This is a genomic window from Arthrobacter sp. 05L417 (assembly GCF_056397865.1).
The window spans coordinates 16856-29788 of the sequence record NZ_JBFTOG010000057.1 but is presented as its reverse complement, the minus strand read 5'-3'; the positions used below and the strand labels follow the sequence as shown (position 1 = coordinate 29788).

The window sequence follows — 12933 nt, the reverse complement described above, 5'->3', positions numbered from 1 at the left end:
CGTCGTACTTAATTCTGTGAAGCTTAGTGGCTGGCCACCGGGTGGGCCTCCAGCGGGAGTTCCTCGGTGACCGCTCCTGCGACGCGGCGGTCCCAGGCTTCGCGGACCTCGGGTTCCGTGGGCGGCGTCAGCAAGGAGACCACAACGTAGATGACGAGCGAAGCGCCGAGGCCCCAGTAGATGGGATCGTTGGCGTAGACGCCGTCTTCGCTAGGGATGATTCCCGTGGCGTAAGCGATCAGCAAGGCCAAGGTCAAGACCGAGCCGACGGCCATGGACCATGCCGCTGCGATGCCCGTGCCGCGCTTCCAGACCAGGCCGCCCAGGATGGCAACCAGGAGGCCACCTACCAGGATGTCGTAGGCGATGGTTAGGGCCACCACGACGTCTTGCGCCGCCATGGAGATCAGCACGGCCACGATGCCCAGTCCAAGGACCCAGTAGCGGTTGGCCTTGACGTCGTGCTCGGGGTTCTCGGTGTCGTCGGTGTTGATCGTTTTGCCGAACCAGCTGGCCACGAACGGGACAACGTCGGCGCGGGCAACGGTGGCTGCGGCGATGAGGGCTCCGGATGCGGTGGACATCATGGCAGCGACTGCTGCGGCCATGACGAGGCCGCCGATGCCGATCGGCAGGATGTGGGTGGCAACCTCGGCGTAGACAACGTCCTTGCCAAGGGCCTTCACGTCGATGTTGGGCAAGGCCACGCGGGCGGCCAGGCCAATCAGGGCGCCGGCGACGCCGTACAGGACGCAGTAGATGCCGGCAGTGGCGCCGCCCCAACGGGCCACCTTGGGGGTCTTGGCGGTGAAGACGCGCTGCCAGATGTCCTGGCCGATGAGCAGGCCCAGGGTGTACACCACGAAGTAGGTGATGATGGTCTGCGCTCCGATGCCGTCCAACTGGAAGAAACTGGCGTCAACGCGGGCACGGATGCCGTCGAGGCCGCCTGCGGCGTTGAGGGCGAACGGCAGCATGAGGAAGAAGATGCCCACCGTCTTGATGATGAACTGCACCTGGTCGGCGAGGGTGATGGACCACATGCCGCCGATGGTGGAGTAGACCAGGACGATGGCGCCGCCGACGGCGATGGCAAGCCAGCGCTCCCAGCCGAAGAGGACAACGAAGATCGTGGCGTATGCACCCGTGGACGTGGCACACAGCATGAGGGTGTAGGCCAGCATGACGATGCCGGAGGTCTGCGTGGCGCGCTGGCCGTAACGCAGGCTCAGCATCTGGGACACCGTGTAGATTTTCAGCCGCTGGATGGTGCCGGCGAAAAGCAGGCTCAGGAGGAGCACGCCCGAACCGATGGCGACGACCAACCACATGCCGGAGACACCGAACTTGTAGCCGAGGCCGACGCCGCCAACCGTTGAAGCGCCGCCGAGGACGACGGCGGCCATGGTGCCGGTGTAGAGCATCGGACCAAGGCGGCGTCCTGCCACCAGGAAGTCGCTGTTGTTCTTGGTGCGCGACTTGCCCCACCAGCCGAAGGCCAGCATGGCGAGCAAATACACCACCACGATCGCAATATTGATGAACGAAGAGTCCACGGTTGGCTCCTGAAAGTGATGCGCAGAGTTCTTGGGGATTCCGACGCCGGTCCGCTGGGTTTCGCAGCGGGTTGCGGAAGGTCTCTGCGCTGGTGATTGGGGAGAGTAGTCTGTGATGTGTGCCTCACAAACAACACTTGTTGCCTATGAGGATACGTAGTGATGCGAGTAACAGTCAAGGCGTTGCTTTGCGCGGCGGGCGGATCGGCGCTCCTCTGGCTGTCCAAAGGGTCCGCCACTCGGGCGATCCGGCTACTATTGCTGCAATGACAGGGCCGCAGAAACGGCCTGAAAGGTTCGTGAATGAAGGCTCTCCCCGTTGAACCGAGCAACGTCCCCGTTGCCATCGGTTCCAGAATCCGCGCCGCCCGCCAATCGCAGCGGCTCACCATCGAGCAGGTTGCCGACGCCACCGGCCTGACCAAAGGGTTCCTGAGCCGCGTGGAGCGTGACCTGACATCGCCGTCGGTCGCTTCCCTTGTGACGCTTTGCCAGGTTCTTTCAGTGTCCATCGGCGATCTTTTCGCGGCACCGGAGACGCACCTGACCCGGCGCGATGATGGGCCGCGGATTTCTCTCGGCGGCCAGGGAATAGTGGAGCGTCTCCTGACTGCCCGGTCCGAACGGCGGTTGCAGATCCTGCAGGCCTCCATCGAGCCCCGCGGCCGCGGAGAAGCCGAGCTTTACGCCGTCGATTGCGACGTCGACGTCCTTCACGTCGTCAAGGGCCGCATCAAATTGATCCTCACCAACGAGGAGTACGAGCTCGAAGAGGGAGACACGCTGTCCTTCCCGGGCCGCGAACCCCATACCTGGGTCAATCCCACGGACGAGCCCGTTGAGGTGCTCTGGATCCTGGTGCCGGCAGCCAGCCGCTGACGCTGTGACGCGCCGTATTTGCGACACGCGGCGCGTAACCTGCCGGAAACATGACTGACTTCAGGATTTAACCCTGGGGCCAGCGGTGTTACGTCCCTGAAATGATCCGCGCCGAATGCTGAAACAGGGCGACTGTACCTTCGAGTCAAGGCAACTTGTCAAGGTCGGTATCCCGTGGGGTACCAGGACCTGTTCGTTTTAAAAATGGTCTCGCCGTGCGGGCGCCATGGAGCGCCGTATATGCAGGAAGGCTCCCGAAAATGACCCCAGTATTCTTCAGCGTAGGGCTGGATGTGAACCCCCAGACCCTTGATCCTGGCGCAACAGCCTGGATGCTTGCAGCTTCCGCCCTCGTCCTTCTCATGACGCCAGGTTTGGCGTTCTTCTACGGCGGCCTGGTCAGGATGAAGTCCGTCCTCAACATCATGATGATGAGCTTCGGCGCCATTGGCGTGGTCGCGGTGGTCTGGGCCCTGTGGGGCTACGGACTCGCGTTCGGCCCGGATACCCTGGGCGGCTTCATCGGAGATCCCTTCGCGAACTTCGGACTCAGCGGACTGGCCAGCGTCATCGGCGGGAAAGCCCCGGGGCTGCCGGACATGGTCTTCATAGGTTTCCAAGCCACCTTCGCCATCATCACGGTCGCACTGATCAGTGGCGCGGTGGCCGAACGTGTCAGGTTTGGCCCATGGCTGCTGTTTGCCGGCCTCTGGGTCACCATCGTCTACGCCCCCATTGCCCACTGGGTCTGGGGCGGCGGCCTCTTCGGATCCACCGGGATCATCGGCAGCAAGATCTCAGCCCTCGACTTTGCCGGTGGCACCGTCGTCCACATGAACGCCGGCATGGCCGGGCTGATGCTCGCGGTAGTGCTCGGCAAACGGCTCGGATTCATGAAAGACCCGAATATCCGGCCGCACAACCTCCCCTTCGTGATGCTCGGTGCGGGCTTGCTGTGGTTCGGGTGGTTCGGCTTCAACGCCGGTTCGGAACTGGCGGCTGATGGAATCGCCGCGCTTGCCTGGACAAACACCCTCCTGGCCACGAGCGCCGCGCTCCTGGGCTGGCTGCTTGTCGAAAGGCTCCGCGACGGCCACGCGACGTCCCTTGGCGCCGCATCCGGCGCCGTCGCGGGCTTGGTGGCAGTCACCCCGGCTTGTGGCTTCGTGGATCCCATTGGCGCGATCGTCATCGGCGTCATCGCGGGGGCTGTGTGCGCTCTGGCCATCGGGCTGAAGTTCAAGATCGGGCTGGACGACTCCTTGGACGTCGTTGCCGTCCACTTCGTCGGCGGCCTATGGGGAACCCTGTCCCTCGGCTTCTTCGCCGTACCCTCGGCAAAGACTGAAGGTGGCCTCTTCTACGGCGGCGGCCTGAGCCAATTCTGGCCCCAAATATTGACGGCCCTGGTGGTCACCGCGTGGACAGCGATCATGACAACGCTCATTGGGCTGGCGATCCACAAGACAGTGGGCATGCGCGTCAAGGAGCACGAAGAGCTGGCGGGCATCGACATCACGGAGCACGCGGAAACCGCCTACGAGCTGGCCATGGTCGGCGGATCATTCAATCCCGGAGAACCACAGAACGGCAAAACTCCGTCGAGCTCCAGTGGTGATGAAGAAGCCAGCTCGAACGGGAAAACAGATCGGATGCGTAGCAAGGCGTCGACGTGAAGCTCGTCACGGCCATCGTGAGGCCGGAGCGGATCGACGAGGTCCGGGACGCCTTGGAACGCTTCGGAGTCAACGGGATGACCGTGAGCCAAGCGAACGGTTATGGCCAACAACGAGGCCATGTAGAGGTGTACCGGGGCGCGGAGTACAACTCCGATCTCCTTCCCAAGATCCGGGTGGAGGTCCTGTCCACCGACGAGTTGGTGGACGGAATCGTGGACGCCATCATCTCCGGTGCCAGTACGGGCCAGTTCGGGGACGGCAAGATCTGGACGGTCGAGCTCCCGCAGGGAGCGGCACCAACACTGCCATGTTCAGCCCACGTGCACCCAGGGCCTGCGTGTGATGTCCGGTTCGGCTTCGCGCAGCACTTCGCGGGTCACCGGGGCGATCTCGCCCTCGCCGAAGAAGAGGAACTTGCTCAGGTTGGCGATGGGATTGCCTTCGGTCCAGCGGAAATAGATGTGCGGCATGAGCCCCGTGACGTCCCGGATGTGGAGGAGTACCGCGGCCAGCGTGTTGGGCACGTTGTTGCTATGGATCTCCAGGATCTTGAAGCCGTGCCGGACCTTGCCTTCCACGAGGAGTTCCTGCTCGAAATCGGAGCTGTCATCCACGATGATCTCGATGAAGATCGCGTCGCTGTCCACCGGTAAGTGGTTGGCTTGCTGGGCATGCTGCAGTTTCAACTGGTACCGGTCGGCGCTCAGTCGCTTCGGCTCGTGCGCGATGATCCGGATGGGGCCTTCCTCGTTGGAGGCCGTGAATTCAAGCGCCTTCTGGTCCATCTTGATGTGCGTAGCCCGCAATTCGAAGGACCGGCGTACCCGCGACGCGAAGCTCACCAAGACAATGCCGAGGATGAACAGGGCCGCGATCCTGATGCCGTCCGGGCGTTCCACCACATTGGCCACCGTGGTGTAGGCGAAGACGACCGCCACCGCACCGAAAGCGAGGGTCTTGCCCCTCTGCTTCTTCCGGCGTGCGGACAGGGTGACTGCGATCGACGCCGAGGTCATGAGGACCAGGACGCCGGTGGCGTAGGCGCCGCCTTGGGCTTCCACGTTTGCCTCGAAGACCAACGTGATGATGAAGCCGACGGCGGTGAAGACCAGGACCAGGGGGCGGACGGCTTTGGTCCACGCCGGGGCCATGCCGAACCGAGGCAAATAGCGCGGCACGAGGTTCAGCAAGCCGGCCATGGCGGAGGCGCCGGCAAACCAGAGGATGGCGATGGTGCTGATGTCATAGACCGTGCCGAAGCCGTCGCCCAGGAACTGGTGCGCAAGGAATGCGAGGGCTCGACCGTCTGCTTTCCCTCCCGGCTGGAATTCAGCGGCCGGAATCAGGAACGTCGTGATGAAGCTCGAGGCAACCAGGAAGGCACTCATGATGAGTGCCGCCGTCGTAAGCAGTTTGTGGGTGCCGCGGATGCGGCCCACTGGATTTTCCTCGGTGTCGCTGGGGCTGCCCTTGATCTGGGGCATGACCGCGACGCCGGTCTCGAACCCTGAGAGCCCCAAGGCAAGTTTCGGGAAGACCAGGAGCGCGATGCCCACCATGACCAAGGGGTTGCCGTGCTGCTGGTTCAGTGCTGCCCACCAGTCGGTCACCACATGTGCCTCGGTCACCACGTGCGCCAAGCCGACCGCGACGACGACGGCGTTCAGCACCAGATAGACGCCCACCAGCACGACGGCGACGTTGATGGCCTCCTTGAATCCCCTGAGGAACACCACGCCAAGGCCGGCGATGAGCGCCAGGGTGATGGTGATTTCCTGGCCGTGGAGCCATTCCGGGGCAAAGGGGTTTTCGATGGCGTGGGCGCTCGCGTCCGCGGCGGAGAGGGTCATGGTGATCATGAAGTCCGTGGCGGCGAATCCCAGCAAGGCGAGCACGAAGAGTTTGCCGCCCCAACGGGGGAGGAGCCGCTCGAGCATCGCGATGGAGCCTTCGCCGCGGGCGCTTTCGGAAGCCACCCGGCGGTAGACCGGCAGGGCGCCGAGCAAGGTGACGGCGACCAGGACGATCGTGGCCAACGGCGAGACGATGCCGGCCGCAAGCGCCGCAATGGCGGGCTGGTAGCCGAGGGTGGAGAAGTAGTCGACGCCGGTGAGGCACATGACCTTCCACCAGGACTGGGGAGTGTGGCCCTCGTCCGGTTTGCCGTGTGGACCCTGGCGCTTTCCCGAGGTCTCAGGCATTCCGTCGAGCAGCCATCGCTTGAATTGCCCCTGTTTGATGTCGCCCGCGGGCTTGCGCCGGTCAGAGGGTTCGGCCGGCGGCCTGGTCAGCGTTGTCACGTGGTCCTTTCGCGCAGCCTGGAAACTGCTCCAGATGGAGCGTACGGGTGTACCGGGGAGTGGATGCCCGTCTTTATGGAATCTTTACGCCGCTTGTGAGGCGGGTCACTTCTAGGAAAGACGCATTCAAGCATTTGGCATGTGAGCGGCATCACGTAGCATATAGAACGTCCTATGTTGGATGTGACCAAATACGAAAGGGCTACGCATGAATAACCCGCTACTCAGTGACAGGGTCAGGAGGCGGCCGGGATGGAACCAGGGAAGACTTGCCGTCTCCTTGGCAGCCGCCGCAGTTCTCGTGACGTCAACCGTTGTGCCCGCCTATGCCGCGTTGGACCCGTTCCCAAGTCCCAACGTTCCCTCCAACCTTCCGGGAAACTATGCCGAGCAGGTCCTCGCTTCCAACGGCGACAACGCCATCGACCCCGTGCTCGGCAAGTACTACCGGATCGTCGCTCTCGCGGATCTGGGCGACGGAGTCCTCCTGGCTTCCTACGACGGCCGTCCCGATGGGGGCGATTCACCCTCTGCCAACTCCATCGTCCAACGGCGCAGCACCGACGGCGGAAAGACGTGGGGCAGTCCCACGTTCATCGCGCGGGGACAGATGGGCTCAGCGGGCGTACAGAAATACGGGTTCAGCGACCCCAGCTACGTCGTGGACAAGGTCAATGGGACGGTGTTCAACTTCCACGTCTACTCGAAGAACCAGGGATTTGCGGGCAGCGTGCTCGGCAATGACGATACCGACGCCAACGTGATCAGCTCGCAAGTGTCCGTCTCCACCGACCGCGGACTCACCTGGTCCACGGATCCGGCCAATCAGCCCACACTGCCTGTTCCGTCCGGCTACCCGGCGGGTTCGGCCTACGCCGGGTTCGCGGGTCCGCTGGTCACCAGTACCGTCAAGCCAAACGGCAGCACTGTCAACGGCGTCCCCAACGTTGGCGGCGTGGTCAGCATGTTCGCTTCGTCCGGCGAGGGCATTCAGCTCAAGTACGGGGCTCATGCGGGCAGGCTCATCCAGCAGTTTGCCGGAACCATTGTCCAGCCCGATGGGAGCCGCCAGATCCAGGCGTACAGCGTCTACTCCGATGACCACGGCAAGACGTGGAACATGGGTAAGCCCACCGGAACGGGCATGGACGAGAACAAGGCGGTGGAACTCTCCGACGGCCGCGTCATGTTGAACTCGCGGGACAGCACCGGCGCCAATCCGCATTTCCGGAAGGTGGCGTATTCCTCCGACGGCGGTGTCACGTACAGCACGCCTGTTGCCGAGACGCAGCTCCCTGATCCGCGGAACAACGGCTCGATCACCAGGATGTATCCGGACGCGGCTCAAGGATCGGCGGATGCCAAGAAGCTGCTCTTCTCGAATTCGCCCACTCCTACCGCCGGCGGCGCGCGGGTGGACGGTACTGTCCGCTACTCTGCCGACGACGGCAAGACGTGGGGCTCCTCGCGCGTCTTCAAGCCCGGAAGCATGTCCTACTCCACCCTGAGTGCCCTTTCGGACGGGACTTTCGGCGTCCTGTACGAAGGTGACAGCAACACCATCACCTTCGGGAAATTCGACACGGCCTGGCTGAGCCCGGTTGCCGCCGTCGTCGTCCCCGGTGCCGTCACCGTCACGAACGGTGGCAGCGCCCAGCTCAGCGTGACCGTCACCAACAACGACAGTTCACCGCTTCCCGCTTCGACCGTCAGCCTTGATGCCTTGCAGGATTGGACGTCGACGACGGCGCAGCTCGGCTTCCTCGATCCGGGCGCCTCGGCGACTGTCCAGCTGACTGTCACGGCGCCGTCGTACGCCAAGGCAGGTGCGGTCCCCTTGACCGCCAGGTTGAACGTCGGCGGGTCATCGATAACCGCACCCGTATCTGTGACTGTTGCGGGTGGTTCCGCCAGCAACGTGGTGGGCGCCTACATTTTCGGCGCCCGCAATGACGCCGGAAGGGACCTGGCAACCCATCCGTATGCTGTGGGCAGTGCCGTGCCCTACAAGTTCCGGGTGTACAGCGCGGGCAACATTACGGAATCCGTTGTCCCGCAGTCCGGCAACTTCCAGCCGTTCCTGCCGCCAGGCTCGGGCAACTGCCGGTTCAGCGCCCTTGGTGTGTGGGGCAACTACCTCTGCGGCACGCCGCAGCACACCGTGACGGCGGACGAAGTGGCTCAGGGATTCTTCGTTCCCAGCACCGTCTGGCAGGTAACGGGCAGTGGTGCTGCCACCCAGAACTACGCCGTTACGGGTGACGAGGTGGACCTGCTGGTCCGCAATCCCCAAGTGAACGGATCGGTGGTGCCGGCCTTCAACGATGTAGACGGGGACGGGTTTGCCGGTGCGGGAGATACGGTGACCTTCGCCTACACATTGACCAATAGCGGCAATGTGGCGTTGACCGACCTTTCGGCTGCGGTCATCGGATTGTCCAAGCCCACCCTGGCCGTGGGTGAGTCGGTCAACCTCGCATCCACCTACACGCTGACAGACGCCGATATTGCTGCCAAGCAACTCCCGGCGACGACCATCCCGGTCAGCGCGAACAATGGCGCCAAGGTCGCGTCCCTTCAGTTGGCCAGGGAAGCGGTCGCGCTGAAGGTCAAGCCTGCAAAGCCAAGCAGGGAGCCCGCCCTGGCTTCCCAGGAGTTGATCGGCACGAATCCGCCGCTGGACTTGGGGCTCGGAACGGATCAATACCGCAGCGGACAGACTGTGACGGTCCACAACGTGGAGTATGGCCAGTGGTACTACGTCTATGTGAACAAGCGGAGCTACCGTCTGGGCTGGTTTTTCCCGACGCAGCAAAACACCCTTTCCTTCGTGCTGCCCGACGACGTGAAAACCGGAATGGACAGCCTCGTTGTGCTGGATACCGAAGGCCGTCAAGTGTCATTCGGAGACTTCCAAGTGACGCCCTTCGGGAGCAAGTAGCCCGCGAGGGGACATGAGGTGACGAGCTGGGCCGGGCGCGGGGGTGCCCGGCCTGGTCTTGTTGTGGGGGAGTTGCGGGTCTTTTGCCGGCGTAAACAAGTGATGCATATAAGACAACTTTGAGTGTATGATTGGTGTCACAGTCATACCCCATCCCGCCTATTCACAAAGGAGTGGCGCATTTTGGAAGAGCTTCGTATTGAGGCCAACGGCAACCTTGGTCCCATTGATTCGGCCCGAATCCCGCGCTATGCCGGTGCCGCCACCTATGCCCGCTTGCCCCGCTTGGACCAGGTTTCCAAGGCCGATGTCACGGTGGTCGGCGTCCCCTTCGACTCCGGTGTTTCCTACCGTCCCGGCGCCCGCTTCGGCGCCAACCATGTGCGTGAAGCCAGCCGTTTGCTGCGCCCGTACAACCCGGCCTGGGACGTCAGCCCCTTTGAGAACATCCAGGTTGCCGATGCCGGCGACATGGCCGTGAACCCGTTCAACATCAACGAGGCCATCGAGACCATCCAGCAGAACGCGCTGGATCTGACGGCCAACGGAAGCAAGCTCGTCACGCTCGGCGGCGACCACACCATCGCCCTGCCGCTGCTCCGCGCCGCCGCCGAACGCGCCGGCGAACCCGTTGCCATGCTGCACTTCGACGCCCACCTCGACACCTGGGACACCTACTTCGGCGCCGAGTACACTCACGGCACCCCGTTCCGCCGCGCGGTCGAAGAGGGCATCCTGGACACCGAGGCCATCAGCCACGTCGGTACCCGCGGCCCGCTCTACGGCAAGAAGGACCTCGACGACGACCACCGCTTCGGCTTCGGCATCGTCACCTCGGCGGACGTTTACTACCAGGGCGTCCTGGAAACCGTGGCCAAGATCCGGGACCGCATCGGCAACCGTCCCCTGTACATCTCCGTGGACATCGACGTCCTGGATCCGGCCCACGCTCCGGGTACCGGCACGCCTGAAGCCGGTGGCATCACCAGCCGCGAGCTCCTCGAAATCATCCGTGGTTTCCGTGGGATGAACCTCGTCGGCGCGGACATCGTGGAGGTCGCCCCGGCCTATGACCACGCCGAGATCACGGGCGTCGCCGCCAGCCACGTTGCCTACGAGCTCGTCACCCTCCTGGCCGACAACGCCGTTGAAGGCAACCGCCATGGCGCCCCGAACGGCTATGCCGCACAGGCCCTTGGCCAGGAATCCCGGCGCCCGGCCGGTTTCGCCGCGGCGGTCACGAAGTGACGGACCAGCGCAACGGCGGGGACCTCGTCGTCGAGACCCTTGAGGCGCTCGGTGCGAAGACGGTCTTCGGCATCCCGGGCCAGCACGCCCTGGGCCTGTTCGACGCGATGGGCCGCGGCAAGCTGCATTTCGTGTCCTCCCGCGTGGAGAACAACTCGGCTTTCGCCGCGGACGGGTATTCCCGTGCAACCGGTGAGGTCGGGGTGCTGTTCCTGTCCACCGGTCCGGGCGCATTGACGTCCCTCGCCGGATTGCAGGAAGCGTACGCGAGCGGCGTGCCGATGGTGGTCGTGGCGAGCCAGATCCCCTTGGAGGGCCTGGGGGCGCGCCGGAAGGGCATGCTTCACCAGCTCGATGACCAGAAGGCCTCGGCCGCGAACGTCACCAAGAGCCAGCGCCTCATCCAGCACGCGTCCGGGATTCCCTCGGCCATCCAGGATGCCTGGACCGAGGCCATTTCCTCCCCTCAGGGCCCGGTGTGGATCGAGATTCCGCAAAACGTGCTCCTGGACCCCATCATGGTCCCGCCCGTGGAGGACGCCCTCGCCGAAGCGGCCGACAACCCGCCGCGCGTGGAGCTGATCCGCGAAGCCGTCAAATGGCTCTCGACGGCGGAGCGTCCGGCGATCATCGCCGGCGGCGGCACGCGCCGTGGCCGGGCCGAAAAGTCGCTCTTGTCGATCGCCGAGAAACTCCGCGCCCCGGTGATCTGCACTCCCGGTGGCAACGGAGCGTTCCCATGGACCCACGAGCTGTCCCTGCAGTCCTGGATCGAAGACTGCCACATGACGGATGTCCTCGAGGATGCCGACGTGCTGATCGTCATTGGTTCCTCCCTGGGCGAGGTGACGTCCAACTACTTCACCTTCGAGCCGCGCGGTCGTATCATCCAGATCGACGCCGAACCCCGGGTCCTCGAGTCCAACCGGCCCGGCCTGGGCATTCGCGCCGACGCTGGCCAGGCCCTTGCCGCCCTCGATTCTGCCTTGGACGATGCGCTTGCTGCGACGGCGGCCGCGCCGGACTGGCACGGCACCACGCCCGAAGACCTCGTCAAGGAGTCCCTGGCCAAGGTCAAGGCACGGCTTGAAGAGCAGGACCTCGGCAAGGAACTGAAGTTCATGGCCGACATCCGCGAAGCCGTTCCGGCGGACATGCAGACCTTCTGGGACATGACGATCTCAGCGTACTGGGGTTGGAGCTGCTGGGATTCCCGCGAGGGCCAGTTCCACTCGGCCCAGGGCGCCGGCGGTCTCGGCTACGGCTTCCCGGCGGCCATCGGCGGTGCCGTGGGACTGGAAACCGTGGGCAAACCTAGCCGCGTGCTGGCCGTCTCCGGCGACGGATCCTCGATGTACTCGATCTCCGAGCTGGCCACCGCCAGGCAGCACAACATCCCCGTCACGTGGCTCATCGTGGACGACGGCGGCTACGGCATCCTGCGAGAGTACATGGTAGGAGCCTTCGGCAAGGCCACGGCCACCGAGCTCGCCCGCCCGGACTTCGTCAAGCTCGCCGAGGCCTTCGGCGTCCCGGCCCGCCGTGTGGCCCCGGGCGACGTGGGGGACGCGCTCCGGGAAGGCTTCGCCGCGGACGGCCCCAACGTCGTCGTGGTTGAAACCCTCCTCAAGATGTTCGGCCCCACCCACTTGGGCGACTGACACCCAAGACGCTTCCCACCCCGGCGCGAGCTGGCAGATAATGACCCTTTTGTCGAAAGATGAGGGCATTACCTGCCAGCTCGCGCTAGGCATTTAACGCACCTCACACTTCATTAGTTTCCCAAAGCAATCATTTAGGCGTATAGTTGCTTTAGGCAAACAAAAGTGAGGTGTCTTCCATGGCTGTAGCATCCAGCACAGCAACCGAACTCGTCCATCAGATTTTCGATCTCCAGCGGGTGCTGCGTTGCATCGTCACCGCGAACATCGCGAAGGATGCCGACGTCGGGTTCGCCTTGCAGGGGGTCATGCGCTTCATCGGCGAGGGGGAGTCCCGGGCCACGAAGCTTGCATCCCGGCTCGGCGTCAGCCCACCGGTCCTCAGTAGGCACATCGCCGAACTGGAAGAACTCGGTTTGGTAGTTCGGCGACCCGATCCTGCCGACGGCCGGGCACAATTGGTGGCCCTCTCCGAAGCCGGCATCGAAAAGGTCCGGAACTTCGAAGAACAGCGCAGCCTCAATTTGCGGGCCTACCTCGCGGAATGGAGCGAGGAAGATGCCCTGGAGGCAGGGCAGGTCCTGGAGAAATTGACCACATCACTCAACCACTCAGTCCGGGCAACGGCGGCCGGCTCCCACCACTTGAACCACACAGCTTAGGAGCAGC

8 protein-coding genes and 1 pseudogene are annotated in these 12933 nt (G+C 63.9%); 7 read left to right on the top strand and 2 right to left on the bottom strand.

Features of this window, described 5'->3' with window-relative positions:
- Positions 1-23: 23 nt before the first annotated feature.
- Positions 24-1556, bottom strand: coding sequence for a sodium:solute symporter family protein (locus AC1DJW_RS25160; protein ID WP_284751449.1), 1533 nt, complete (start codon positions 1554-1556; stop codon positions 24-26).
- 303 nt (positions 1557-1859) lie between these two features.
- On the opposite strand from AC1DJW_RS25160, the gene AC1DJW_RS25155 reads away from it, so the two are divergent.
- From AC1DJW_RS25155 to AC1DJW_RS25145, 3 genes and pseudogenes are all read left to right on the top strand, one after another.
- Positions 1860-2435: a helix-turn-helix domain-containing protein gene (locus AC1DJW_RS25155; RefSeq protein WP_059388136.1), complete on the top strand. Its 576-nt coding sequence runs from the start codon at positions 1860-1862 to the stop codon at positions 2433-2435.
- A gap of 260 nt (positions 2436-2695) precedes the next feature.
- The gene (locus tag AC1DJW_RS25150) at positions 2696-4111 is read left to right on the top strand and encodes an ammonium transporter (RefSeq protein ID WP_284751450.1); all 1416 of its coding nucleotides are present in this window, start codon (positions 2696-2698) and stop codon (positions 4109-4111) included.
- Positions 4108-4395 (top strand): annotated as a pseudogene (locus tag AC1DJW_RS25145) (P-II family nitrogen regulator); the annotation flags it as partial. The gene AC1DJW_RS25150 and the pseudogene AC1DJW_RS25145, both read left to right, overlap by 4 nt.
- 30 nt (positions 4396-4425) lie before the next feature.
- On the opposite strand, the gene AC1DJW_RS25140 reads toward AC1DJW_RS25145, so the two are convergent.
- Positions 4426-6414 (bottom strand): APC family permease, encoded by a 1989-nt coding sequence (locus AC1DJW_RS25140; protein ID WP_390280927.1) that lies wholly within the window; start codon positions 6412-6414, stop codon positions 4426-4428.
- A gap of 208 nt (positions 6415-6622) precedes the next feature.
- On the opposite strand from AC1DJW_RS25140, the gene AC1DJW_RS25135 reads away from it, so the two are divergent.
- From AC1DJW_RS25135 to AC1DJW_RS25120, 4 genes are all read left to right on the top strand, one after another.
- Complete coding sequence (locus AC1DJW_RS25135; protein WP_476902818.1) at positions 6623-9355, top strand: sialidase family protein; 2733 nt, start codon at positions 6623-6625, stop codon at positions 9353-9355.
- Between the two features lie 183 nt (positions 9356-9538).
- Positions 9539-10603, top strand: a complete 1065-nt coding sequence (gene speB, locus AC1DJW_RS25130) for an agmatinase (protein ID WP_390280931.1) — start codon at positions 9539-9541, stop codon at positions 10601-10603.
- Positions 10600-12264, top strand: coding sequence for a thiamine pyrophosphate-binding protein (locus AC1DJW_RS25125; RefSeq protein ID WP_476902817.1), 1665 nt, complete (start codon positions 10600-10602; stop codon positions 12262-12264). Before speB ends, AC1DJW_RS25125 begins: the two co-directional genes overlap by 4 nt.
- Positions 12265-12443: 179 nt before the next feature.
- Positions 12444-12926 carry a MarR family winged helix-turn-helix transcriptional regulator gene (locus AC1DJW_RS25120; protein ID WP_059388130.1) on the top strand — a complete coding sequence of 161 codons (483 nt, stop codon included), beginning with the start codon at positions 12444-12446 and terminating at the stop codon, positions 12924-12926.
- The last annotated feature ends 7 nt before the right edge of the window (positions 12927-12933 follow it).